Consider the following 24,143-nt stretch of genomic DNA (forward strand, 5'->3'; position numbering starts at 1 on the left):
GGAGTAAACGGCCGCGGAAAAAAAACCATATAGACATTTTGATACAGGTCTGCTAAAGTGAAACATGTTAAAAACAGATGGCTTCTATGAGAGTTAGAAGCAAATGATTACGAACGAGGTGTTGAATCTTTGAATGTTAAACAATTAAATAGCGAATGGTTTTCTAATGTACGGGGGGATATCCTTTCGGGTATCGTCGTAGCGCTTGCTCTCATTCCTGAAGCCATAGCGTTTTCCATCATTGCGGGTGTAGACCCGATGGTCGGTTTGTACGCATCTTTTTGTATTGCTGTTGTCATTTCCTTTACGGGCGGCCGTCCGGCGATGATATCAGCCGCGACCGGGGCGATGGCTCTTTTGATGGGATCTTTGGTCAGGGATCACGGGCTTGATTATTTATTTGCTGCTACGATTTTAACGGGAATCATCCAATTGATATTTGGGGTGCTGAAGATTGCGCGCTTTATGAAATTTATTCCGCGGTCGGTTATGGTAGGTTTCGTAAATGCGCTCGCCATTTTAATCTTTATGGCGCAGGTTCCTCATTTTGTTGGAGTTTCGAATATGACGTATGTTGTGGTCGGGATTACGTTGTTGATTATCTATGTTCTTCCCCGCTTTACAAAAGCCGTTCCATCTGCACTTGTTGCTATTATTGCGATGACTGCATTTGCTATTTTTGGCCATTTTGATTTGCGCACTGTCGGTGATTTGGGAGAAATAAAGCAATCATTGCCTGCTTTTATGATCCCCAATATTCCTTTCAATTTTGAGACGTTGGCCATTATTTTTCCAACAGCATTTGCGCTTTCCATCGTCGGCTTGCTTGAGTCATTATTAACCTCTTCTATTGTTGATGATATGACGGATACGGAAAGCGATAAAAACAAGGAAAGCCGCGGACAGGGCATCGCCAACATTGTCGCCGGGTTTTTCGGAGGCATGGCGGGATGCGCGATGATCGGCCAGTCTGTGATCAATGTGAAATCAGGAGGAAGAGGCCGCTTGTCCACTTTGGTTGCCGGCGTTTTCTTAATGTTTTTGATCATGGTGCTGGGCGACTGGGTCGTACAGATTCCGATGGCGGCCTTAGCCGGTGTGATGATTATGGTATCGATCGGTACGTTTGACTGGTCTTCGTTCAGCATGTTAAGAAAGGTGCCGCTAACGGATTCCATTGTCATGCTTGTGACCGTTATTACCGTTGTGGCGACCCACGATTTATCAAAAGGGGTTTTCGCCGGTGTTATTTTGAGCGCGATCTTCTTCGTGGCGAAAATTTCTAAATTGAAGATTGAAGAAACGTCAGAAGAACATGCGATCAAGTACATCATCAAAGGACAAGTTTTCTTTGCATCTGTTCAAGATTTCGTAAAGTCTTTTAAAACGGATGAGCAAACGAAAAAGGTCATTCTTGATTTTTCAGAGGCCCATATATGGGATGATTCCGCTGTGGCGGCTATCGATAAAGTCGTTTTGAAAATGAAAGATCAGGGAATAGACGTTGACTTGATTGGTTTAAATGAGTCCAGCTGGAAGCTGGTCGAAAAACTGGCAACTTATGATCAGCCTCATCGTTCAGTGTCAAATCACTAAGAAACGGGTGATGAAGGGTGTATAGAAATATATTGCTGGCTGCTGACGGCTCAAAGCATTCTGAAAGAGCGGCCGATCATGCGATTCATTTGGCTTCCATGTCAAAGCAGGCGGTCGTTGACGTTATTTATGTATTGGATTATGCGAAAGCAAAACATGAAGTTCTGCATAGCGAAAACCGTGCAGAACTCGAACGTGAACGGCGCAGCAGGCTGCTGTCGATAGAAAATAAATTAAAACAATCGGCCGTTCCCTATCAAATGACGATGCAGCACGGGGAGCCGGGCCCGACGATAGTATCGTACGCCAACCATCATGATGTTGATATCGTGATTATCGGAAGCAGGGGGCTGAACACTTTGCAGGAAATGGTGCTGGGAAGTGTCAGCCATAAAGTGGCGAAAAGAGTGAAGTGTCCGGTTTTAATTGTAAAATAGCCTAAAACAGAGCCAGAAAGGATCCTATCCTTGCTGGCTTTTTTATCTCATCGATATCGCTTTTTGCGCGTGCATGGCGTCGCCTTTTAGCAGGTCAACGAGATTATAGGCGGGATATAAGCCTTTTTGGTACATAAAATAAAAAATTTGCTCATGCAATTTAATAGCCGCATTGATTTGTTTAACAAACACTCTCCTGAGTTCAGGCGTCGCCGTTTCCGTGATCGCAATCGCATAGTTTCGAACGGTCGTTTTCGCCAATACCAACAGATCACCCGCATCAAAATACAGGTCGGCCCGTTCTTCCTCCCGATGAAATGCCGGGGCTTTTGGCAAAAAGGGAAGAAGCTCCCTTAAATTTTGCTCCAATGCCTTCGCTGAAACACTGTAAAGCTGTCTTAACTGAGGATCGCTGATTTTTTTTATGCTTTTTTTGATCTTGACCAATCCGACAAACTGGGCCGCGATCAGTTCATGCAACTCCATCGTTTCATGCCAAGCCAATGTTTTTGTTGTCATGCAGATTCTCCTTTATTGCTTTTTCTTAGTCAGCATATGCCCATTGCCGTCAAAAGGTTAATAGAAGAATCGGAGGGACGTTTTAGACCGTTTTGGAAAGGGGAAATCAAATAATACGGGATTTTTGCATCTAAGTGACAACAATGAGAGGTGATCAATGTGTTGGATGTGTTGAAGGACTTTTTTCTATTCTTGAGTGGCGGGCTTCGCGTGACGCTTCTGATCGCAATTTTGATTATATTGTTGTTGATCAGAAAAGCGAGAAAGAAAAATAAAGAGAAGTCGGGGTTTCTCGACTGACAGTGTTTCACATGGAACATTTACTCGTTTTCTCAAGCCTTATGATCGTTTTACTTGCGATTTGACCTTATGTTAGAATAAAGAAACAATGAGAGAAGGCCGAGACCTGCTCATCTCATCGTCTTTATTTGAAAATGAAATTTTCGGCGTTAGAAAAGAGCAGTCGTCTATGCTGCTCTTTTTGATTCATGACATTTAAACATACGAGGTGAACAAGTGAAACAAACAAGAGCTTTAGTAGAAGGCGCTATCATGGTCAGTATTTTTGCCGTTTTGCTGATGATCAGCCTCTATATGCCTTTTATCGGAACCATTCTTTTATTGACGCTGCCGCTGCCTGCCATGGTTCAAACAATCAGGCACGGTCCAAAGCCCGGGATTTCGGTAGGGTTGGTCAGTTTACCCGTTTCGTTGATTGCCGGTTCCTTAGGCGGGCTGATGTTTGCTATTCCAGTAAGTGCTGCGGGTGTGATCATGGGCTTTTTCTACAGAAGAAAAGAGCCAGCCCAAGCGATTGCTGCATCAGCTGTTACATACATGATTTCGATCGTGCTGCTGCTTTTCATCAGCATTCAGTTTCTCGGGTTAAACTTAATAGAGACGGCCAATCAAGCATATAATGAAACAATCAAAACCTTTGAATCAAGTATCAAACAGTTTGGAAATGATAAAGAAGCGGCTAAACAGATCGAATTGCTGAATGAACAATTCAAACAGGCGCAATATTTATATCCGACAGCCATTGTGATATTTTCCGGAATCACCGCGTTTTTGAATCACCTGCTCGCCAAGCCGGTGCTTCGGCGCATCATCCAAATACCGTCTTTGAAACCGTTCAGGGATATGAGGCTTCCGCAAAGCATGATTTGGATCTATTTATTGACGATTCTTCTGTCGCTGGCTCCCGTTGAAGAGGGCAGCATATATTACTCCATTCTGCTAAATGCGAGTCTCATCATGGGCTTTGTCTTGATCATTCAAGGGTTTTCATTTGTGTTTTACTTTTGCCATGCCAAGAAACTGCCAACTGTCCTGCCGGTTCTTTTTTTAATTATCGGGTTGTTTTCGCCCCTGATGTACCTTGTTCGCATCTTAGGTATAATTGACATAGGCTTTAACTTGAGAGAAAGAGTAAAAAAATCGTAGCCACGATGTTCTCCAATGGTGAGGAGTTGATTTGAGTGCCAAGTTTTTATGAAAAACCGTTATTTCGATACCCCATATATTCTTTAATCGTCGTCACAATCATTTCTGTCCTCATCAACATTTATTTTAATTGGGTGGCAGGAGCGGCCGGCGTTCTGATTCTGGGTGTCATATTGTACTTTTTGAGACGGGCGGACTCCCAAATCAGAAAAGAGCTGGACGATTATATATCGACGCTGTCTTACCGTCTGAAAAAAGTCGGGGAAGAGGCGCTGCTCGAAATGCCGATCGGGATCATGCTGTTTAACGATCAGTACTATATCGAGTGGGCCAATCCTTTTATGGCGTCATGCTTTAATGAAAATACGCTCGTCGGCCGGTCGCTTTATGATACTTGTGAATCTGTCGTCCCTTTGATTAAGCAGGAAGTGGACACAGAAACGATTACGCTGAATGAGCGGAAATTTAATGTGGTTATCAAACGGGAAGAAAAGCTGCTTTATTTCTTCGATGTCACAGAGCAGACGCAGATTGAGAGACAATACGAAAATGAAAGAACGGTCCTTGCCTACATCTTTCTCGATAATTACGACGATGTGACACAAGGGCTTGATGACCAGACAAGAAGCTCGATAAACAGTGAAGTGACATCGCTTTTGAACCAGTGGGCCCAAGAGTACGGCATTTTCTTAAAACGTGTTTCCTCTGAGCGGTTTATCGGTGTATTAAACGAACACATATTAAGCGAGCTTGAAGCATCGAAGTTTTCGATCCTTGATGAAGTTCGGGAGAAGACATCCGTTCATACGATCTCCTTGACGTTAAGCATCGGAATCGGTGCATCTGTTGCATCATTGAAAGAGCTTGGCGACTTGGCGCAATCCAGCCTTGACCTGGCGCTGGGACGCGGAGGAGATCAGGTGGCAATCAAGCAGCCGAACGGGAAAGTGAAGTTTTACGGCGGCAAGACGAATCCGATGGAAAAACGGACGCGCGTCAGAGCCCGGGTCATTTCACACGCTCTCAAGGAGATTGTCTCTGAAAGCAGCAATGTGATTATCATGGGTCATAAGTTTCCCGATATGGATTCGATTGGATCAGCCATCGGGATTTTGAAGGTCGCACAAGCAAACGGCAAAGACGGTTTTGTCGTGATCGACTCCAATCAGATCGGTTCAAGCGTTCAAAGACTGATCGGGGAAATTAAAAAATACGAAGAACTGTGGTCCAGGTTTATTACGCCGGAAGAGGCGCTTGAGATTGCGAAAGACGACACGCTGCTCGTGATCGTTGATACACATAAGCCTTCCTTTGTCATTGAAGAAAGGCTGGTCAATAAAATTGAAAATATCGTCGTTATCGATCATCATAGAAGAGGGGAAGAGTTTATTAAAGACCCGCTGCTCGTCTATATGGAGCCGTACGCTTCATCTACAGCGGAGCTTGTGACAGAGCTGCTCGAGTACCAGCCGAAGCGCTTAAAAATTAACATGATCGAAGCAACAGCCCTTTTGGCCGGGATTATTGTCGATACGAAGAGCTTCTCGCTGCGCACCGGTTCCCGTACGTTCGATGCGGCGTCATATTTGCGCGCAAAAGGCGCTGACACCGTATTGGTGCAAAAGTTTTTAAAAGAAACAGCCGATCATTATATTAAAAGGGCGAAGCTGATTCAGCATACCGTTTTCTATCAAAACGGCATCGCCATCGCATCGCTGCCGGACGATGAGGCGGACGAATATTTTGACCAGGTTATCATTGCGCAAGCCGCGGATTCTCTTCTGTCCATGAGTGATGTCGAAGCGTCATTTGCTGTGGCGAGAAGAGACGAGAATACGGTATGCATCAGTGCGAGGTCGCTCGGCGAAGTGAATGTTCAAATCATCATGGAAGCGCTCGAGGGCGGCGGTCATTTAACCAATGCCGCGACACAGCTGACCGATATCACGGTTGAAGAAACGCTCCGCCGACTGAAAGAAGCGATTGACGAGTATTTCGAAGGAGGCATTCAGAAATGAAGGTAATTTTCTTACAGGATGTTAAAGGCAAAGGGAAAAAAGGCGAAGTAAAAAATGTAGCGGATGGATACGCGCACAACTTTTTGATCAAAAAAGGGCTGGCTGTTGAAGCGACATCATCCAATATCAGCGCGCTTGAAGGCCAGAAGAAAAAAGAGAAGAAAGAAGCGGCTGAAGAACTGAAACATGCGAAAGAGCTGAAAAAACAACTTGAGGACATCACGGTGGAACTTTCAGCCAAGTCCGGAGAAGGCGGCCGTCTATTCGGCTCCGTGACAAGCAAACAAATCGCGGACGCGCTGCAAAAAAGCCACCAGTTAAAAATCGACAAACGTAAAATCGAATTAAACGATGCGATTCGCTCATTGGGATATACAAATGTTCCCGTGAAACTCCATCCAGAAGTACAAGCAACACTGAAAGTTCACGTGAAAGAGCAATCATAAAATAACAAAGCCCCTTCATGCAAAGTGCAGAAGGGGCTTATCTTTTATTCAGTGCGTTTTCTCATTTCATTGGCCAAGAATTCAACGTCTGTACCGATGATCACCTGTACATCGTGCTGATTAAGCTTCACGAATCCTTTTGCTCCCATGGCTTTCATCGTGCTTTCATCCAGTTTGGAAGCATCGCGGACCTTGAGACGGAGGCGGGTTACACAATTGTTCAGCGTCTCGATGTTTTCTTTTCCTCCAAGCGCTTCGATGTATTTGTCCGCAAGGGTATCGTATTTGGACGATCCTGTGTCAGGGCTGACAGGTGTGTTTTCCTGGTCATCGTCCTCCTCTCGTCCAGGCGTTTTCAAATTGAGCTTCGTAATCAGGAAATAAAAGATGATGAAATAAATAATGCCGTATACAAGACCGAGCGGCAGCAAAAGCAGCGGCTTTGTGGCGATTCCAAAGTTTAAAAGGTAGTCGATCGTCCCGGCTGAAAAGGTAAAGCCGTGGTGGATACCGAGCATATTGGTCACGGTCATGGCGCTTGCGGTTAACAAGGCGTGAATACCGAAGAGAAGCGGCGATAAAAACATGAATGTGAACTCAATCGGCTCCGTGATACCTGTTAAAAATGATGTGAACGCCAATCCGATCAGCAATCCGGCCGTTGCTTTGCGGCGATGCTTTTTCGCGGCCGCGATCATTGCCAGACATGCCGCAGGAAGACCGAACATCATGATCGGGAAGAACCCTGTCATAAATGCGCCGGCGCTTGGATCTCCGGCAAAGAACCGGTTCATGTCACCCGTTTTGCCTGCAAATTCTCCAAAGACCATCCAAACCATATTGTTTAAAATGTGATGAAGGCCGAGCGGCAGGAGCAGTCTGTTTAAAAGACCGAATATGCCGACTCCCAATGCCCCAGCATGGATAATCCAGCCGCCAATGGCGTCAATGGCCTGCTGTGCGTAAATCCAGACGAAGCCGAAAATCCCTGCAAGAATAATGGAACAGAAGGCAGTCATAATCGGAACGCTTCGTTTTCCGCCGAAAAACCCGAGCCAGTCAGGCAGTTTTGCATCTTTAAAGCGGTTATACATGACGGCGGCGACTACACCTGAAATAATTCCGCCGAGAACGCCCATGTTCAGGTTCTCATTGATGGCTGCTAAGCCGCCTGTCAGGACAAAATAACCGATGGCTCCGGATAGTGCGGCGGCCCCGTGGCCATCCTTTGACAAACCGATTGCAACGCCTATCGCAAAGATGATCGGCAGTTGGTCAAGAATCGATTGTCCTGAAGCGGCGATAAACGGAATGTTTAACAGGTCTTCTCTTCCCAAGGCGAGCAGGAGGCCCGCAGCAGGAAGAACGGCAATCGGCAGCATGAGCGCGCGGCCGATATTTTGAAGAAATCCCAACATAGTTAAAACCCCTTTCGGTAATATTGAATCGCTTTTTTCAAATGTCCATTTTCATGGGATAAACAGCGGCGGGCATCTTCAAGTGTTCCGTTTGTCAACACCATAAAGATCGCTGCCTTGATGTCATTGCCGCTTTCTTTTAAAGCTTGCTGGGCCTCATTCTGTGATAATCCGGTGGTATTCATCAGAATGGTGACAGCTCGCCCGGCCAATTTTTGATTGAGCAGCCTCATATTCACCATCTCGTTTTGGTAGACGCGGCCAAGCCTCGCCATTGCAGCTGTTGACAGCATGTTCAAGATCATCTTCTGAGCGGTTCCTGCTTTCAGCCGCGTTGAACCGCGGATAATTTCCGGTCCTGTTTGCACCTCAATCGCGATATCGCTTAATTTGCCCGCTTCTGTATCCGCGTTGCAGCTGATCGAAACAGACGCGGCTCCGAGCTGTTTGGCATAGGATAATGCGCCAAGGACATAAGGTGTCGAGCCGCTCGCTGTGACGCCGATTAAGACGTCATCTTCCGAGAATGATTGCGCTTTCAGTTCGGCGACGATTTTTTCATGGTCATCTTCATTTTCTTCAAGAGGCGTCCACATCGCGTCATATCCGCCGGCGATCAGGCCGGTCCAACGGCTTTCGTCAATAGAGAATGTCGGCGAGAGTTCTGCGGCATCAAGGACTGCGATTCTGCCGCTTGTGCCGGCGCCAGCTGTAAACACTCTTCCGCCTTGCTTAAAACGGCTGACAATCGTATCCGCCGCCTCAGCGATCAGGGGAAGGCAGGGCGTAATGGCGCGAGGGACTGTATAGTCTTCCTCATTCATCAAGGTGACGATATCTAAAGCATTCATTTCATCAAGTGCTTTGCTTTTGTCGTTCGTGTCCTCTGTCTTCTTCATTGTTCTTCCCTCTTCATATCGATGACGAATTTATAGCGGTCGCCTCTGTAAACGGATTTGACTACTTCAAACGGTCTGCCGTCGTCCAAATAGCTCAAACGTTCGATGAGCAGGACGGGTGCGCCTTCCTCGATGTCGAGGGGCTCGCTCTCTGCCGGAGAGGCAATCGCCGGCTCGAGTGTTTGTGCGGCTCGGTCAATCGTAAGGGAGAGCGTATGTTCGACATAGTCATACAAAGATGCGCTCATAATGTCTTCTGTCAGGCCGTTGATAAGGTCGGCGGGCAAATAGGAGATTTCATAAGCCATCGGGATGTCATCGGCGAGACGGATTCGTTTGACTTCATAGACGGAAGCCCCTTCATGTATCTCCAGTTTGCGCGCTGTGCTCTGGTCACACGGAATGACGCCGAAGCCGAGCATTTTTGTGCCGGGTCTCATGCCTCTTGATTTCATGTCCTCGGAAAAGCTTGTCAATCCTTTGAGAGGCTGCTCAATTTTAGGCTCGGCAATAAATGTTCCTTTTCCCCGCTGTCGGACGAGGATGCCTTCATTGACGAGATTGTTGACTGCCTGCCGGACGGTCATCCTGCTTACCTCATATTTTTCTGCAAACTCTCTTTCAGAAGGAATGAGGTCGCCGGGCTTCAAATCTTTTGTTTCGGCAAGCTTTTTAATCTCGGTCTCAATCTGATAGTAAATCGGAATGTGGGAATCTTTTTTGATCAAAAGGCCATACCCCTTTCTTTCACGATTGATAAAGCATCGCTGTCCGCTATGATAACGACGTTCTGGTGTGTTTTTAAGACAGAAGCGGGCGTGTCTTCATTTGGTTCTTCACTGAGAAGCTTCGCCAGGATGCCCGCTTTTTTCTCTCCTGAAACGAGCAGCAGGATCTGCTTGCTTTTCATGATCGTGGAAATGCCCATCGTTATGGCTTGCGACGGGACGGCGTCATAAGAATCAAAATAACGGGCATTGGCTTCTTTCGTTGATTGTGTCAGTTCGACTGTATGCGTTTTCGATGAAAATGGGGTGCCCGGTTCGTTAAATCCGATGTGGCCGTTCAAGCCGAGGCCGAGCACTTGGAGATCAATGCCTCCAAGCCGCTCGATCAGCGCTTCATAGCGGCTGCATTCAGCGTCCAGGTCACAAGCCATTCCGTCCGGAAGATGGGTATGGCTGAGCGGAATGTCAATGTGATCGAAAAGCTGTTTTTTCATATAGAATGTATAGCTGTTTTCATAATCCGGAGAAACGCCGACATACTCGTCTAAGTTAACGGTATAGACGTGCTTGTAAGTCGTTTTGTTATGCGCATGGTCTTCCCTTAAAACCTGATATGTGCCGAGAGGCGTTCCTCCGGTTGCAAGGCCGAGAACAGGCGCAGATAAGCGGTTTACTTTCTCGATGATGAGTCGGGCGGCCGTTTGGCTCATGTCCTGATAATCTTTAGCTTCAATGATTTTCATGGTGAAACCTCCCTTTTGCTGAAAGCAATCACGCCTTTGCAAAGCGTCATCACAACTTCATTTTTTTCATTTAAAATGATCAAATCGGCATCTTTCCCGCTTCGTATGCTGCCTTTTCGGTCAAACACATGAAGCTGCTTGGCGGGATTGACCGCTGTCATGTACACGATATCTTCGAGTGAACATCCTGTAAAATCCATCATGTTCAGAGCAGCCTGGTTCATCTTCAAGATGCTGCCGGCAAGCGTACCATCCTCTAAGACGGCTTTTTCGCCTTTCACGAACACCTCCTGTCCGCCTAATGTATAGGTTCCATTTTTTAAGCATTTTGCGCGCATGGCATCCGTAATTAAAATGATGCCTTCTTTCTGTTTTTGCTGAAATGCCAGCTTGACGACCGCAGGGTGAACATGAATGCCGTCGGCTATGACTTCGGCCTTCAGTTCATCATGCAGAAGGGCGCTTCCGGCCGTCCCCGGCTCGCGATGGTGCAGCCCCCGCATGCCGTTGAACAAATGGGTGACATGGGAGATGCCGGCCTTAATCCCGTCTGCCATTTCTTTGAGTCCGGCGTCGGAGTGGCCGGCGGAAGCCGTGACACCTGTTTCTTTCAAAAAGGAAATTAGTTCCAAAGACCCTTCCAGCTCTGGCGCAAGTGTGACTAATTTAATGTTATTCCCGGAGATGCGCTGCCATTCTTTAAATAACGAAAGATCCGGCGGGATAATATCATCCGGCGGCTGGGCGCCGCACCGCTTTTCTGAAATAAAAGGGCCTTCTAAGTGAACGCCTAATACTTCGGCGGTCCCGGGCTGGCCGCCTGCTTCCTTATAGCGGTGAACGTTTGCCAGCGCATGCTCGATCGTGGCTTTATCCTGGGTCATCGTCGTCGCCAGGAAGCTTGTCGTTCCTTCTTTCGGCAGGGCTTCGGCCATTGTTTGCAAAGCCTCGGCTGTTCCGTCCATGACATCTGCGCCGTTTGCTCCGTGAATATGAACATCAATCATGCCCGGCAGCACTTTGAAGTTCTCCGGAAATGTCAGTTGTTCTGCTGTTGCGGCGGAAGCGGGAATATCAGTCATTGGTCCGTAAGCCTCGATTTTTTCCCCGTTCGTCAGAAGAAATCCGTCTTCTATCATTCCATTTTCACTGTAAATATGAAGATGTTTAAACATATAGCGTTGGGATGGGTTGGTTTTCACAGTCAAAAGTCCTTTCTTGAAAACGTTATCATCAGTATAGAACATTACAACTCTAGTTGTCTAGACCATTAAGAGAATTATTTTTGTCAAATCTGATCATACAGCATCACACTTCATTTAGCCGCTGTGTTGTCAGGTTATGTTCCAAAAAAAAGCCGGCTTATCTGCCGGCTTCGTTATGCTGCTTTAGCATAAATATATTGATTTCTTCCCGCACCGAGTCCTGCACCGATTAAAGCGACCAGCGCACCGATGAACAGTAAAATCGGTCCGTTCCATGAGTGCATGTGATCGTAAAGAAAACCGACAAAGCTTGGACCAATCGCTGCCAGCAAATATCCGGCTGATTGCGACATTCCTGATAATGCCGCTGCTTGATCGGCATTTTCGCTTCTCAGCCCGATTAAAGTCAAGGCTAAACTGATGCTGGATCCTTGTCCGATTCCGATTAAAATGACCCACAGCGTCAGCATCGCTGTATTGCCTCCGTACAATAGCCCTGACATCCCCGCCAAGTATAGGATGCCAAGGGCCAGCACGATGCTTTTTTGGTTTCGGAACCGTCCGGCAAGAACCGGAGTCAAAAATGTCGACGGGAGGCTGGCAAACTGCATCAGCGACAGCATCCAGCCGGCAAGCGACATGCTCATCCCATGCGAACGGAGAATTTCAGGCAGCCAGGCGATCGTGCAGTAAAACAAGAACGACTGTATGCCCATAAAGAATGTGACCTGCCAGGCGATTTTCGAGCGCCAGACCGTTTGGCCGTCCGTCTTTAAGCTGACCGTACGGTTTCCCGTATCATGATAGCGGAGCTGGGGAACCCAGATCAAAATCGCAACAAACGCGAGACCGGCCCAGACCATAAGCGATGCGCTCCATCCCCACGCTAAACCGTGCGACAGCGGAATGCTGATCCCTGAGGCGAGCGCCGCAAAAATCGACATGGCTGTCGTATAGTAACTTGTCATAATTCCCGCTTTGTCAGGAAATTTATGTTTGATCAGGCTGGGCAAGAGCACATTGGAGATGGCGATGCCGACTCCGATCAATGCGGTTCCCGCAAATAGTGTGAAAGCTTCTCCGTAAGAGCGCAGCAAAATCCCGATCAATAAGATGACCAATCCGACCCAGAGGGTTCTCTCATTGCCCAGCTTCTGTCCGAGCTTAGGGGCGATGGGGGACAGGACGGCGAAAGATAACAGCGGCAGCGTCGTCAAGAAGCCGGCCATGCCGTTCGTCAAATCCATATCCGAGCGGATCGAACTGATCAATGGCCCGACAGATGTAATAGCCGGTCTTAAATTAAAAGCGATAAATATGATTCCTGCAATCAATAAGATATTGTTCAAACGGGGGCGTCGAGCGTCAATGTAATGCATGCTGTATTCTCCTTTGCTTTCAGGTGGAAAAGTGACATGAAAAAGAAACCCGGAACATCATCCAAGGTTACTTTTTTGATCTTGCTTCTGAATTTCGGCAATTTTCGCAAGCAGGATATGCTGCGGCATATGCATGATTTGTTCAAGAGGAAGATTTAAGCTTTCCGAAAGTTTTTGCGCCGTTTCGGCAGATATTTGTAAAGGTTTCATAAAGTCCTCCATTTTATATTGTACCCCAGCGTACAGAGTACGCAACAGTGAATATTGACTCCGATATATATTGTAACATCATATGACAAGTGAGTTGGAAGAAAAAGAAAAAAGCGATATAAATAAAGAGGAGGTGATCGTCTTGAATTCGACATTATCTGTGCTGAAAAAGAAATTGTATGAACAGCAGATCAGAGCGAAAGGGCTTTACACATTTGAAGAATACAAAGATATGCGCAATGTGCTGCAAACGCTGCGGATGAAATTTGCGGCCTATGAAGAATGGGATTTGTACCAACATGCGACCGATTTGATGGTCAGCATGCTTTTGAAAAACAATTGGAACAGCCGGCTGGATTAATAGTGGAATAAAAAAACACCTCGGCCGAGGTGTTTAATAAGACCGTTCGTCTTCTTTGTTGTCCTGCCGGTCATAGATGACAAGCTTCGCAGGACGATTCTCTTTCGCCATCTCTTCTCCTTTTTCTACGGCCTCTGTCCTTGTGTCATAAAGCTCAACAGGCGCCGTATCTTCCAGTTTCAAAAACCATCCGTCCGTCTCGGCATTTGGTGTCACCATATAGACCTTCATGAAAAACAACCTCCCCAAACATGTTATTGATTTGTTTTCCCGGATAAATCAGGGGAGCAAACATCCTCATTGTCGTTCTCCCTTTCTATGAAAATATTTCTACAAAAAGCGAGTCTACTTTTTTTCTGTAAAAATGGTAAAATAGACGTTGGATTATTTTTAAATGGGAGGACGGTGCTTAACATGACAGATCTTCTGAATGACAGGCTGCCGCCGCAAAATATCGAAGCCGAACAGGCCGTGTTAGGTGCTGTTTTTTTAGAACCATCAGCTTTAACTTTGGCGTCAGAAGTCTTGATTCCAGATGATTTTTACAGAATGTCGCACCAAAAAATATATAACGCCATGCTTGTTCTTGGAGACCGCGGCGAGCCTGTAGACCTGGTGACGGTGACATCAGAGCTTGCGAACACGGACCTTTTGGAAGAGGTTGGCGGTATTTCTTATTTGACGGATATTGCAAATTCTGTGCCGACAGCGGCTAATATAGAGTATTATGCGAAAATCGTGGAAGAAAAATCGATTCTCCGCCGCTTGATCCGTACGGCAACGACGATTGCTCAAGACGGATATACAAGGGAGGATGAAGTCGAAGACCTCTTAAGCGAAGCAGAAAAAACGATTATGGAAGTCGCCCAGCGCAAAAACTCCGGGGCCTTTCAAAATATTAAAGATGTGCTCGTTCAAACTTACGATAATATCGAACAGCTCCACAACAGAAAAGGGGACATCACCGGGATCCCGACAGGTTTTACCGAGCTTGACCGAATGACGGCGGGCTTTCAAAGAAACGATTTGATCATCGTAGCCGCCCGTCCGTCAGTCGGTAAAACTGCTTTTGCCTTAAACATCGCCCAAAACGTGGCGACTAAAACCGATGAAAGCGTCGCGATCTTCAGCCTTGAGATGGGCGCCGAACAGCTGGTCATGCGGATGCTCTGTGCGGAAGGCAACATCAACGCCCAGAATCTCCGGACCGGAAACCTGACGGAAGAAGATTGGGGCAAGCTGACAATGGCGATGGGAAGCTTATCAAACAGCGGTATTTTCATCGATGATACACCGGGGATCCGCGTCAGCGAAATCCGTTCCAAGTGCAGACGGTTAAAGCAGGAGAACGGCCTCGGCATGATTTTAATCGACTACCTGCAGCTCATCCAAGGAAGCGGCAGATCAAGTGACAACCGTCAGCAGGAAGTGTCGGAAATATCCCGTGCACTGAAAGCGCTGGCGAGGGAGCTTGAAGTTCCAGTCATCGCCCTTTCACAGCTTTCCCGGGGCGTCGAGCAGCGCCAGGACAAGCGTCCGATGATGTCGGACATCCGGGAATCGGGAAGTATCGAGCAGGACGCCGATATCGTTGCGTTCCTGTACCGCGATGATTACTATGACAAAGAATCTGAGAATAAAAACATCATTGAAATCATTATTGCAAAACAAAGGAACGGCCCGGTCGGGACCGTCTCACTCGCTTTTGTAAAAGAATACAATAAGTTCGTCAACCTGGAACGCCGGTTTGATGACGCGGGTGTTGCGCCTGGTGCTTAAATCCCTGAGACATGCTCTCAGGGATTTTTCTTTTTTCTTGCATTGCGGTTTTTACCGATTTCAAATAACCCCGTTGCGGTTAATCCGGCAAGTCCTCCGGACCATAAACGGAGCACGAGTTCAAGGTCTGTAAAAGGATATGCTGCGGCCCCGATCAGCAAACCTATCAAGAGTGAAACGAGCGGAATCAAGTTTTTCGGCACCTTGAACGTCTTCTTCACCAATTCGACCAGCGCCAAAATAATCGGCGATAAAACAGATGCAAAAATTAATACCGTCTCCATCGGCATCTCCCTCCTTACTTATTGAATATTTGTGTTGCCGGTTTTTTATGTGTCTTTGTCCAAGAAAAACGCTTATTTTTAAGATTTGACTTACAGACTGTCTATTAAAAAGAAAATATATGAAATTTGCTTTATAATAACGAACAAATGTGTTTGGTGTTAAAATTAATGTTCGGATTTCCGATTGACTTTGCGGGATGACACTGATAAACTGAATGTGTTTGATATTGATATCGTTTGAAAAGGTTAACGGAGGTGCACGGATATGTCTTCAGTAGTTGTTGTAGGTACGCAGTGGGGTGACGAAGGAAAAGGCAAAATCACCGATTTTCTTTCCGAAAACGCAGAGGTAATCGCACGGTACCAAGGCGGAAATAACGCAGGACATACAATTAAATTCAACGGGGTAACGTACAAACTGCATTTGATTCCATCCGGTATTTTTTATAAGGATAAAACGTGTGTGATCGGCAACGGAATGGTTGTTGATCCGAAAGCATTGGTGACGGAGCTGGCTTATCTTCATGAGCGGAACGTCAGCACGGACAACTTGAGAATCTCCAACAGGGCCCATGTCATTCTGCCGTATCATTTAAAGCTTGATGCGGTCGAAGAAGAGCGGAAAGGGGCCAATAAAATCGGCACGACGAAAAAAGGAATCGGCCCGGCTTATATGGACAAAGCCGCTCGTGTCGGAATCCGCATCGCCGATCTGCTGGATAGAGAAGTCTTTGAAGAAAAGCTCGCCCGCAATTTAGAAGAAAAAAACCGTCTGCTGGAAAAAATGTACGATGCGGAAGGATTTAAAATAGAAGACATTTTAGACGAATACTATGAGTACGGCCAGCAGATCAAACAATATGTCTGCGACACATCCGTCGTCTTAAACGACGCGCTTGATGACGGCCGCCGCGTCTTATTCGAAGGAGCGCAAGGGGTTATGCTTGATATCGACCAAGGGACATATCCGTTTGTTACATCTTCAAACCCTGTCGCCGGCGGCGTAACGATCGGCTCAGGTGTGGGACCGACAAAAATCCAGCATGTCGTTGGTGTATCGAAAGCTTACACAACGCGTGTCGGAGACGGGCCGTTCCCGACAGAGCTGAACAATGAGATCGGAGACCAAATCCGTGAGGTCGGCCGCGAATACGGAACAACTACAGGGCGCCCGCGCCGCGTCGGCTGGTTTGACAGCGTGGTTGTCCGCCATGCCCGCCGCGTCAGCGGAATTACCGACCTTTCATTAAATTCAATTGACGTATTGACCGGGATTGAAACATTGAAAATCTGTGTCGCTTACAAATACCGCGGCGAGATCCTCGAAGAGTTCCCGGCAAGCTTAAAAGCGCTCGCTGAATGTGAGCCTGTCTATGAAGAAATGCCGGGCTGGACAGAAGATATCACAGGAGCCAAAAGCTTGAGCGATCTGCCTGAAAATGCCCGCCATTATCTAGAGCGAGTTTCTCAGCTGACAGGCATTCCGCTTTCTATTTTCTCAGTCGGTCCTGACCGCTCTCAAACAAATGTGGTGAGAAGCGTTTATCGTCCGAACTAAATTCCAGAAGAGCCTCTGCAGTTCGCAGGGGCTTTGTTTTTCAATGACAAGGAGGGCAAACGGGTGGAACGTGTCGATGTTGTATATTCATTCGTGGAAGAGAACGGAAACATCCTGATGGTGAAAAATAAGAAAAATCAATCGTGGACGCTGCCGGGCGGCAAGGTGGAAGCTGGAGAATCGCTAACAGAAGCCGCGGTGAGAGAAATGAAGGAAGAAACAGGCTATGGAATTCAGCCTCTTGATATATTAGCTATAAATGAAGCGATTATCGGCGGCGAGCATGTATATTTCATCGTCTTTAGAGCCCGGATCACCGATCGTCCGGATGCCATCACGTTTGACGAGAACATTGTTGAAGCCAAGTGGATGCCGCTTCATGAAGCTGACCGGCTGCTGTCTGTATTCCATCCGAACGGAATCATGCACTGGCTGAACCGCGAAGGGGCGGAGTATCATCACGAAGGGAAAAAATAATAGAAAAAAATAAAAAAATATATTGCCACTTCTGTTCGTTCTGTGATAATATAAATCTCGTTGTTGCGAAAACAACGAAACGAGCCATTAGCTCAGTTGGTAGAGCACGTCCGAATAAGTTTCGGAGAATTCGCTTCAGCGTACACATCGAGAGACATCTCGAAAAAGCTTCCTGAGATGTGGGCGTCGTTATTTCAGATTAAATCTAAGGGTGTAATTTAATCTTGAGCCATTAGCTCAGTTGGTAGAGCATCTGACTTTTAATCAGAGGGTCGAAGGTTCGAGTCCTTCATGGCTCACCATTTCCCTGGCCCGTTGGTCAAGCGGTTAAGACACCGCCCTTTCACGGCGGTAACACGGGTTCGAATCCCGTACGGGTCATTGATTTACTTTAGCGTAATTGCTAAATCCCCGCTTGCTCCGGAGGAGACCACGATTCTTCTCCGAAGCAGGTACTGTAAATATGCAAGGTCCGGTAGTTCAGTTGGTTAGAATGCCTGCCTGTCACGCAGGAGGTCGCGGGTTCGAGTCCCGTCCGGACCGCCATTTTAAAAAAGTTACATACCTGGCTCGGTAGCTCAGTTGGTAGAGCAACGGACTGAAAATCCGTGTGTCGGCGGTTCGATTCCGTCCCGAGCCACTCTAAAAAGCGCGTCTGTTTTTAAGCAGATGCGTTTTCTTTTAGCTGAAAACAAGGAAATAAAATGCTGAAGGAATAAAAAGGAGAAAAAAAGGGAGGCCGGTAACCCGGCCGAAGAAGAAGACGTTACTATATAGACGGTCTTGAAGGGGAAGATGTTTCATTTTTCAGTAAAAAAAGTCACAAAAATTTAATTGTTGTGATAAAAGCGGAAAAATAGAAGGTGGATTTAATTTCCAAACGTTTTCCTTTGAACTATTTTTTTAACTTTTGCTTCATAAACGTTATAATGTATAAGAAATCTATTTTCTAGAAAGTGTTTTTTAATGAAGACATGCAGTGTACTTGATATAAAACTTAGGCAGCCATCCGCTGGCTGTATTGTATCCAAACTCTGAACCAGGGGGAACGAATAATGGAAAAAAAGATACTAGTTGTAGATGATGAAAAGCCGATTGCTGATATTTTAGAGTTTAATCTGAAAAAAGAGGGCTATGAAGTCCATTGCGCATACGACGGCAATGAAGCGCTTCAGATGGTTGAGGATCTCAACCCTGATATGATTCTGCTCGACATCATGCTTCCGAACAAGGACGGTGTGGAAGTGTGCCGTGAAGTCCGCAAAAAATATGATATGCCCATCATTATGCTGACAGCAAAGGATTCGGAAATCGATAAAGTCATCGGTCTTGAACTGGGAGCTGACGACTATGTGACAAAACCGTTCAGCACTCGCGAACTGCTCGCGCGTGTCAAAGCGAACTTGAGAAGACAGAACACAGCGGCTCCTGCCGAAGAAGAATCGTCTTCAAACGAAATTCAAATCGGATCGCTCGTCATTTTTCCGGATGCCTACGTCGTTTCAAAACGAGACGAGACAATCGAACTGACGCATCGGGAATTCGAACTGCTGCATTACCTTGCTAAACATATCGGGCAGGTCATGACGCGTGAGCATCTGCTGCAAACCGTGTGGGGATACGACTACTTTGGAGATGTCCGGACAGTTGACGTTACGGTCAGACGCCTTCGCGAAAAAATCGAGGATAATCCGAGTCACCCAAGCTGGATCGTCACAAGGCGCGGTGTCGGCTACTATTTGAGAAATCCGGAACAGGACTAATACCGAAATGAATAAAGTCAGTTTTTTCCGCTCGATTCATTTTAAGTTTACCTTAATATACGTTCTGCTGATTATCGTTGCCATGCAGATTATCGGCGTCTACTTTGTCAATGAGATGGAGAAGTCACTTCTTAAATCATATAATGACTCTCTTGACCAGCGGGTGAACAACCTCTCGTATTATCTGGAACAGGAAATGACGAAGGATAGAAGCACGTCTTCCTCGACTACCTTGAAAGAAGACGCAGAGCGGATTCTAAATGATTTCAGCAAGGAAGGCGAAATTCTCGAAGTCAGTCTGATTGATAAAAGCTATGAAGTCATCGCGACCTCCAATCCTTATAACCGGGAGGTGGCGGGGAAAAAGACAACAGAGGGCATTATTAAAAGGACACTGCTTGTCGGTATTCCGTACGAAAACAAATTTTTCGACCCGGAGCGTGACAGCAAAGTGCGGATTTCAGTCACGCCGATTAAAAAATCGAATCAAGAGACGATCGGGGCCATTTATGTCGTGGCATCGATGGATAATGTCTACAATCAAATCCGGACGATCAACACCATTTTAGCGTCTGGAACTTTTATTGCGCTTGGAATCACTGCATTCCTCGGAATTTTTGTCGCGCGAACGATTACACATCCGCTGTCAGATATGAGAAAGCAGGCCATTGAACTGGCGAAAGGAAATTTCTCAAGAAAAGTCAGGAAGTACGGAAACGACGAAATCGGCCAGCTGGCCACAACGTTTAATTATTTAACGAGAGAGCTGAAAGAAGCTCAATCCATGACAGAAGGCGAACGAAAAAAACTATCTTCTGTTATTGCCTATATGACAGACGGGGTTATCGCGACAAACCGAAATGGCGCGATTATTTTGCTTAATACGCCGGCACTGGAGCTTTTAAATGTTTCACGTGAAACGGCTCTCGAAATGCCGATCACCTCACTGCTCGGCCTTGAAGATGAATACACGTTCGAAGATTTGGTTGAACAGCAGGACTCGCTCCTTCTTGAAATTGAACAGGAAGAACGGACGTCTGTGCTTCGCGTCAATTTCTCGGTCATCCAAAAAGAGCACGGAAAGATTGATGGGTTGATTGCGGTTATTTACGATGTCACAGAACAAGAGCAGATCGATCAAGAACGGAGAGAATTTGTGGCAAATGTCTCCCACGAACTCAGAACGCCGCTCACCACAATGCGCAGCTATTTAGAAGCGCTTGCGGAAGGCGCGTGGCAGGATCCAAACATTGCGCCGCGCTTCTTGAATGTGACACAGAATGAAACAGAGCGCATGATCAGACTTGTCAACGACTTGCTGCAGCTTTCTAAGTTTGACAGCAAGGACTACCAATTCAATAAAGAATGGATTCATTTTATCCGTTTCTTCTCATTGATTATTGAGCGCTTTGAAATGACGAAAGAGCAGCATGTTGAGTTTATCAGCAATCTGCCGGATAGAGAATTGTATGTTGAAATCGATCCGGACAAGATTACGCAAGTGCTGGATAATATCATTTCAAATGCATTGAAATATTCCCCTGAAGGAGGCCATATCACGTTCTCTGTTGATGTAAATGAAGAAGAAGAGCTTCTTTATATCAGTGTCAAAGACGAAGGTGTCGGCATTCCGAGAAAAGACATGGAGAAGATCTTCGAGCGTTTCTACCGTGTCGATAAAGCCAGAACAAGAAGACTCGGCGGTACGGGGCTTGGTCTTGCGATCGCAAAAGAAATGGTACAAGCCCATGGCGGCGACATTTGGGCCGACAGTATCGAAGGAAAAGGAACAACGATCACATTTACCCTGCCATATAAAGAAGAACAAGAGGATGATTGGGATGAAGCGTGAAACAATTAAAACGATAATACTGTCCCTTTTGGTTTTGATCAGTCTTCTTTTTACTTTTAATATTTGGGGATTTCAGGGGAATTACGAAAAAGTGGAAGATTCACAGGCTCAGGTCAGCGATAAACAGCCGATTACAAATCAGACAAAGTTGCTAAATGAAGCCGTTAAACCGCAGCAAATGTTCATTCATGAGAATGGACAGCATTATTTGCTGAATGATACGACGCTCTATTCTCAGCTCTGGGACGACATGAGCCGATGGGAAGTCAAATCGTTAAAGGATATCTCGGACAAATTTGACAGGCAGCAGTTCAAAAACTGGCTGTACGCTAAAAATAAAGACTCCAAATTGGATCTCGTTTTTAGCGACAATATTCCAATCGATGTGCTGCAGCCGCTTTTCAAATGGTCCGCCAACTCTTATGAATACAACTCTTTTGACAGAATCGTTCTTCCTTTCAATGAAGGACGGGGCATGAAAAAAATCTACTTTGTATCCTTCAGCAAAGAGACGGTTGTTGAAGCGGTGATTGAATCGGCAAATTACCGCAACATCCTTGCAGACATTGAAAAAGAAAAATCGCAGATGCCTCTTTACGAGGACTTTGCAATCAATTCCCGCAGAGATGTCTTGCTTCCGGTTAATAGGCTGAAGCTGTCTGAAAAAGAGTATTTTACAGAAACGATCAGCCCGACGCGTTTTAAAAAAGCTTTATTTGATGATCCGCAAACCGTCCGGCAGGAAACCAACTTAAACCGACCGGTATATACGGATGGAACAAGCCTTTTGGAGGTCTACTCGAACAACAGGCAGATTAAGTTCCAGCACCGCAACCTGGAACCGAGTTCTGCTTATCAAAATGGAGAGCTGATCAATAAAAGCTTTAAATATTTAAACGACACGGGAAGCTGGACGGATGATTATCAATTTTTCGGCTTGAATGAAAATCAGCAGATCAACTTTAATCTGTTTATGGATCAGCTGCCGGTCGTTAACAGCCAAAACCAGCCTTTCGGAACGACAGCGATTGAACTTCGCTGGGCAAACAACGACATATTGGATTATAAACACCCAACATATGTCTTGGGCGCAAACGCTAATCCGGTCAGCAAAAAGGATAAAGAAATCATGAGCGGAGAAGAATTGATTCAGTTCCTGCAAGACAATGAAGAGTATGACTTTGATAAGATTGAGCAAATCTTTCCTGCCTATGAAATGGTCTCAGTATCAGAGGAACAAGACCCTCTTGTAAAACTTGTACCGACTTGGTGCATTAAAATAAACGGTACGATAAAGCCGGTATCAAAGAAAGATTCAGCGGTGAAGGAGGGCATTGAGAGTGGAGTGGAATAGAACAAAAACAATCTTCATTATCGTCTTCCTCATCCTTGATATCTTTTTGGCCTTTCAATACTTTGATAAGCGCAGCAACAATCAGTTTCCGATTTTAGAAAAATCAACGCTGCAGGAAGATATGAAAGCAGACCATATTTCATATGGCAACTTGTCTAAAGAGACGTCAAAAGGTTCCTCAATCTCTGCACAAAAGCGAGTCTTTAAGCAAAGCGAGATTAAATCGTTAAAAGGGCAAAAGCCGAAGGCGTTAATGAATACCGCAAAAGAGAACGCTTTGACGGAAATAGAAATGGAATTTGAAACACCCATTGCACTTCCGAAAGCGGATATGGAGACAAAAGCAAGGGAAATCGTGAACGAAGAGATTATCGACGGCAACAAGTACAAGCTTTGGAAAGTCGATAAATCCGGAAAACAGATCGTTTTCTTCCAAACCTATAATGGAAATTACATTTTTCAGGATCGGCAAAACGATGATAACACAGAGATGGGCGAAGTCGTTCTGTACCTGAATAATAAAAACGAAGTTGTTTCATATAAGCAGTCGATGCTGCAGGATATAAAAGAAGTCAAAACGGAAAGTCTGATCTCCGCAGTCGGAGCGGTTGAAGCTTTGTACTATCCGGATTATTTGAAGAAGTACAGCAAAATTAAATCAGCCGAGCTTGGCTATTTCACGCAGTATCCGCTGGCAAGCGCGCAAATTTTCGTGCCCGTTTGGCGGATCGAAGTGGAGCGCAAAACGGACGATAAAACCATTCACGAAGAATTTATCGTGGATGCACGGGATGGAGCGCTTCTTCAATCACAAGAGAAAAAGGAAAAATCATAATGGAGTGAGAAACCATGAGCCTGCAATTTAGCGTACTTGCGAGCGGGAGTACCGGTAATGCTTTATATTTGGAAACCGATGACCACGCTTTTTTAGTTGACGCAGGACTTAGCGGGAAGGCGATGGAAGGGCTGATGGCGCAAATTGACCGAAAGCTTGATCAGCTTGACGGCATTTTTGTTACGCATGAGCACAGTGATCATATAAAAGGACTTGGTGTGCTGGCAAGAAAATATGAGCTGCCCGTTTACGCCAATGAAAAAACGTGGAAGGCGATGGAAGGGCATATCGGCAAAATGGATAACGGCCAAAAATTCGTGTTTCCAATGGAAACCGTCAAATCGTTTGGCTCCCTCGATGTCGAATCGTTTGGCGTATCCCACGACGCCGCAGAGCCGATGTTTTATGTTTTTCATTACAATGGCCGAAAGCTCGCTTTGATTACGGATACGGGCTATGTCAGCGACAGAATGAAAGGCATTATCCGCTCGGCAAACGCTTTTGTTTTTGAAAGCAATCATGATGTCGGCATGCTGCAAATGGGTCGCTATCCGTGGAACATCAAGCGCCGGATCTTAAGCGACGTCGGACATGTATCCAATGAGGACGCAGCACTCGCAATGACTGATGTAATCGGTGATGAGACATCGCGAATTTATTTGGCTCATTTAAGCCAGGACAACAACATGAAAGAGCTGGCGAGAATGTCCGTCCAGCAAACGTTGGCTGCCAAAGGATTTGCAGCGGGAGAAACGTTTGACTTATATGATACCGATCCTAAGAAACCGACACCTCTTGTAGCGGTGTAAATTTTACTGATTGAATGATTAATCTGC

Annotated in this window: 25 protein-coding genes and 4 tRNA genes; 19 read left to right on the forward strand and 10 right to left on the reverse strand. The window is 46.0% G+C overall.

Annotated features, from left to right (window positions below; all coding sequences use genetic code 11):
* The first annotated feature begins 129 nt into the window (after nt 1–129).
* Nucleotides 130–1,596 (forward strand): SulP family inorganic anion transporter, encoded by a 1,467-nt coding sequence (locus tag ACH97_RS02545; protein ID WP_020453639.1) that lies wholly within the window; start codon nt 130–132, stop codon nt 1,594–1,596.
* Nucleotides 1,597–1,613: 17 nt separating this feature from the next.
* Nucleotides 1,614–2,033, forward strand: a complete 420-nt coding sequence (locus ACH97_RS02550) for a universal stress protein (protein WP_020453638.1) — start codon at nt 1,614–1,616, stop codon at nt 2,031–2,033.
* A gap of 42 nt (nt 2,034–2,075) precedes the next feature.
* Here the strand turns inward: ACH97_RS02550 and ACH97_RS02555 are convergent, their stop codons facing one another.
* Entirely contained in the window at nt 2,076–2,552 is a 477-nt protein-coding gene (locus ACH97_RS02555) for a spore coat protein (protein ID WP_020453637.1), read from the reverse strand.
* A 159-nt stretch (nt 2,553–2,711) separates the two neighbouring features.
* On the opposite strand from ACH97_RS02555, the gene ACH97_RS23595 reads away from it, so the two are divergent.
* The 4 genes from ACH97_RS23595 (at nt 2,712) to rplI (ending at nt 6,462) form a co-directional block, all read left to right on the forward strand.
* A complete protein-coding gene (locus tag ACH97_RS23595; protein ID WP_020453636.1) occupies nt 2,712–2,852 on the forward strand; it encodes a hypothetical protein in 141 nt (46 codons plus the stop codon).
* Nucleotides 2,853–3,068: 216 nt separating this feature from the next.
* Nucleotides 3,069–3,998, forward strand: coding sequence for a YybS family protein (locus ACH97_RS02560; RefSeq protein WP_020453635.1), 930 nt, complete (start codon nt 3,069–3,071; stop codon nt 3,996–3,998).
* Nucleotides 3,999–4,033: 35 nt separating this feature from the next.
* On the forward strand, nt 4,034–6,016 hold the full coding sequence (locus ACH97_RS02565) for a DHH family phosphoesterase (protein ID WP_020453634.1): 1,983 nt from the start codon (nt 4,034–4,036) through the stop codon (nt 6,014–6,016).
* Nucleotides 6,013–6,462 carry a 50S ribosomal protein L9 gene (gene rplI, locus ACH97_RS02570; RefSeq protein WP_020453633.1) on the forward strand — a complete coding sequence of 150 codons (450 nt, stop codon included), beginning with the start codon at nt 6,013–6,015 and terminating at the stop codon, nt 6,460–6,462. The genes ACH97_RS02565 and rplI overlap by 4 nt, the downstream gene beginning before the upstream one ends.
* 44 nt (nt 6,463–6,506) lie before the next feature.
* On the opposite strand, the gene nagE is transcribed toward rplI, so the two are convergent.
* The 7 genes from nagE to ACH97_RS22665 form a co-directional block, all read right to left on the reverse strand.
* Nucleotides 6,507–7,880, reverse strand: coding sequence for an N-acetylglucosamine-specific PTS transporter subunit IIBC (nagE, locus tag ACH97_RS02575; RefSeq protein ID WP_020453632.1), 1,374 nt, complete (start codon nt 7,878–7,880; stop codon nt 6,507–6,509).
* Nucleotides 7,881–7,882: 2 nt separating this feature from the next.
* On the reverse strand, nt 7,883–8,779 hold the full coding sequence (gene murQ, locus ACH97_RS02580) for an N-acetylmuramic acid 6-phosphate etherase (protein ID WP_020453631.1): 897 nt from the start codon (nt 8,777–8,779) through the stop codon (nt 7,883–7,885).
* On the reverse strand, nt 8,776–9,507 hold the full coding sequence (locus ACH97_RS02585; RefSeq protein ID WP_048350725.1) for a GntR family transcriptional regulator: 732 nt from the start codon (nt 9,505–9,507) through the stop codon (nt 8,776–8,778). The genes murQ and ACH97_RS02585 overlap by 4 nt, the downstream gene beginning before the upstream one ends.
* Nucleotides 9,504–10,250 carry a glucosamine-6-phosphate deaminase gene (gene nagB / locus ACH97_RS02590; RefSeq protein WP_020453629.1) on the reverse strand — a complete coding sequence of 249 codons (747 nt, stop codon included), beginning with the start codon at nt 10,248–10,250 and terminating at the stop codon, nt 9,504–9,506. The genes ACH97_RS02585 and nagB overlap by 4 nt, the downstream gene beginning before the upstream one ends.
* Nucleotides 10,247–11,497, reverse strand: coding sequence for an N-acetylglucosamine-6-phosphate deacetylase (gene nagA / locus ACH97_RS02595; RefSeq protein WP_025810496.1), 1,251 nt, complete (start codon nt 11,495–11,497; stop codon nt 10,247–10,249). Before nagA ends, nagB begins: the two co-directional genes overlap by 4 nt.
* A gap of 131 nt (nt 11,498–11,628) precedes the next feature.
* Entirely contained in the window at nt 11,629–12,834 is a 1,206-nt protein-coding gene (locus tag ACH97_RS02600) for a CynX/NimT family MFS transporter (RefSeq protein ID WP_020453627.1), read from the reverse strand.
* Nucleotides 12,835–12,891: 57 nt separating this feature from the next.
* Nucleotides 12,892–13,044 (reverse strand): YycC family protein, encoded by a 153-nt coding sequence (locus ACH97_RS22665; protein ID WP_020453626.1) that lies wholly within the window; start codon nt 13,042–13,044, stop codon nt 12,892–12,894.
* A gap of 133 nt (nt 13,045–13,177) precedes the next feature.
* Between ACH97_RS22665 and ACH97_RS02605 the strand changes: the two genes are divergently transcribed.
* The gene (locus ACH97_RS02605; RefSeq protein WP_371268723.1) at nt 13,178–13,405 is read left to right on the forward strand and encodes a hypothetical protein; all 228 of its coding nucleotides are present in this window, start codon (nt 13,178–13,180) and stop codon (nt 13,403–13,405) included.
* Nucleotides 13,406–13,438: 33 nt separating this feature from the next.
* On the opposite strand, the gene ACH97_RS02610 is transcribed toward ACH97_RS02605, so the two are convergent.
* Nucleotides 13,439–13,636: a DUF2188 domain-containing protein gene (locus ACH97_RS02610; protein WP_020453624.1), complete on the reverse strand. Its 198-nt coding sequence runs from the start codon at nt 13,634–13,636 to the stop codon at nt 13,439–13,441.
* Between the two features lie 183 nt (nt 13,637–13,819).
* On the opposite strand from ACH97_RS02610, the gene dnaB reads away from it, so the two are divergent.
* On the forward strand, nt 13,820–15,184 hold the full coding sequence (gene dnaB / locus ACH97_RS02615; protein WP_020453623.1) for a replicative DNA helicase: 1,365 nt from the start codon (nt 13,820–13,822) through the stop codon (nt 15,182–15,184).
* Nucleotides 15,185–15,201: 17 nt separating this feature from the next.
* Here dnaB and ACH97_RS02620 read toward each other — a convergent pair whose 3' ends face one another.
* The gene (locus ACH97_RS02620; protein ID WP_020453622.1) at nt 15,202–15,468 is read right to left on the reverse strand and encodes a holin; all 267 of its coding nucleotides are present in this window, start codon (nt 15,466–15,468) and stop codon (nt 15,202–15,204) included.
* Between the two features lie 265 nt (nt 15,469–15,733).
* On the opposite strand from ACH97_RS02620, the gene ACH97_RS02625 reads away from it, so the two are divergent.
* From ACH97_RS02625 to ACH97_RS02675, 11 genes are all read left to right on the forward strand, one after another.
* A complete protein-coding gene (locus ACH97_RS02625) occupies nt 15,734–17,026 on the forward strand; it encodes an adenylosuccinate synthase (protein WP_020453621.1) in 1,293 nt (430 codons plus the stop codon).
* Between the two features lie 63 nt (nt 17,027–17,089).
* Nucleotides 17,090–17,503, forward strand: coding sequence for an NUDIX hydrolase (locus ACH97_RS02630; protein WP_020453620.1), 414 nt, complete (start codon nt 17,090–17,092; stop codon nt 17,501–17,503).
* Between the two features lie 226 nt (nt 17,504–17,729).
* Nucleotides 17,730–17,805 (forward strand) — tRNA-Lys (locus ACH97_RS02635).
* A 7-nt stretch (nt 17,806–17,812) separates the two neighbouring features.
* Nucleotides 17,813–17,884: transfer RNA gene (locus tag ACH97_RS02640), tRNA-Glu, on the forward strand.
* 88 nt (nt 17,885–17,972) lie between these two features.
* A tRNA-Asp gene (locus ACH97_RS02645) sits at nt 17,973–18,049 on the forward strand.
* A 21-nt stretch (nt 18,050–18,070) separates the two neighbouring features.
* Nucleotides 18,071–18,143: transfer RNA gene (locus tag ACH97_RS02650), tRNA-Phe, on the forward strand.
* Nucleotides 18,144–18,558: 415 nt separating this feature from the next.
* Nucleotides 18,559–19,266, forward strand: a complete 708-nt coding sequence (gene walR / locus ACH97_RS02655; RefSeq protein WP_003177967.1) for a cell wall metabolism DNA-binding response regulator WalR — start codon at nt 18,559–18,561, stop codon at nt 19,264–19,266.
* 7 nt (nt 19,267–19,273) lie between these two features.
* A complete protein-coding gene (walK, locus tag ACH97_RS02660; protein ID WP_020453619.1) occupies nt 19,274–21,118 on the forward strand; it encodes a cell wall metabolism sensor histidine kinase WalK in 1,845 nt (614 codons plus the stop codon).
* The gene (locus tag ACH97_RS02665; protein WP_020453618.1) at nt 21,108–22,472 is read left to right on the forward strand and encodes a YycH family regulatory protein; all 1,365 of its coding nucleotides are present in this window, start codon (nt 21,108–21,110) and stop codon (nt 22,470–22,472) included. The genes walK and ACH97_RS02665 overlap by 11 nt, the downstream gene beginning before the upstream one ends.
* Nucleotides 22,459–23,307 carry a two-component system regulatory protein YycI gene (locus ACH97_RS02670; protein WP_020453617.1) on the forward strand — a complete coding sequence of 283 codons (849 nt, stop codon included), beginning with the start codon at nt 22,459–22,461 and terminating at the stop codon, nt 23,305–23,307. The genes ACH97_RS02665 and ACH97_RS02670 overlap by 14 nt, the downstream gene beginning before the upstream one ends.
* Nucleotides 23,308–23,321: 14 nt before the next feature.
* Entirely contained in the window at nt 23,322–24,116 is a 795-nt protein-coding gene (locus tag ACH97_RS02675; RefSeq protein WP_003177960.1) for an MBL fold metallo-hydrolase, read from the forward strand.
* Nucleotides 24,117–24,143 lie beyond the last annotated feature (27 nt).

The organism is Bacillus paralicheniformis (assembly GCF_001042485.2).
GTDB lineage: Bacteria > Bacillota > Bacilli > Bacillales > Bacillaceae > Bacillus > Bacillus paralicheniformis.

Coding starts and splice junctions, on each gene's coding strand:
- ACH97_RS22665 (WP_020453626.1), bottom strand. CDS start 13,044: ATGAAACCTTTACAAATATCTGCCGAAACGGCGCAAAAACTTTCGGAA.
- ACH97_RS02665 (WP_020453618.1), top strand. CDS start 21,108: ATGAAGCGTGAAACAATTAAAACGATAATACTGTCCCTTTTGGTTTTG.
- ACH97_RS02555 (WP_020453637.1), bottom strand. CDS start 2,552: ATGACAACAAAAACATTGGCTTGGCATGAAACGATGGAGTTGCATGAA.
- nagA (WP_025810496.1), bottom strand. CDS start 11,497: ATGTTCTATACTGATGATAACGTTTTCAAGAAAGGACTTTTGACTGTG.
- walR (WP_003177967.1), top strand. CDS start 18,559: ATGGAAAAAAAGATACTAGTTGTAGATGATGAAAAGCCGATTGCTGAT.
- murQ (WP_020453631.1), bottom strand. CDS start 8,779: ATGAAGAAGACAGAGGACACGAACGACAAAAGCAAAGCACTTGATGAA.
- nagE (WP_020453632.1), bottom strand. CDS start 7,880: ATGTTGGGATTTCTTCAAAATATCGGCCGCGCGCTCATGCTGCCGATT.
- nagB (WP_020453629.1), bottom strand. CDS start 10,250: ATGAAAATCATTGAAGCTAAAGATTATCAGGACATGAGCCAAACGGCC.
- ACH97_RS02610 (WP_020453624.1), bottom strand. CDS start 13,636: ATGAAGGTCTATATGGTGACACCAAATGCCGAGACGGACGGATGGTTT.
- ACH97_RS02620 (WP_020453622.1), bottom strand. CDS start 15,468: ATGGAGACGGTATTAATTTTTGCATCTGTTTTATCGCCGATTATTTTG.
- dnaB (WP_020453623.1), top strand. CDS start 13,820: ATGACAGATCTTCTGAATGACAGGCTGCCGCCGCAAAATATCGAAGCC.
- ACH97_RS02625 (WP_020453621.1), top strand. CDS start 15,734: ATGTCTTCAGTAGTTGTTGTAGGTACGCAGTGGGGTGACGAAGGAAAA.
- ACH97_RS02600 (WP_020453627.1), bottom strand. CDS start 12,834: ATGCATTACATTGACGCTCGACGCCCCCGTTTGAACAATATCTTATTG.
- ACH97_RS02675 (WP_003177960.1), top strand. CDS start 23,322: ATGAGCCTGCAATTTAGCGTACTTGCGAGCGGGAGTACCGGTAATGCT.
- rplI (WP_020453633.1), top strand. CDS start 6,013: ATGAAGGTAATTTTCTTACAGGATGTTAAAGGCAAAGGGAAAAAAGGC.
- walK (WP_020453619.1), top strand. CDS start 19,274: ATGAATAAAGTCAGTTTTTTCCGCTCGATTCATTTTAAGTTTACCTTA.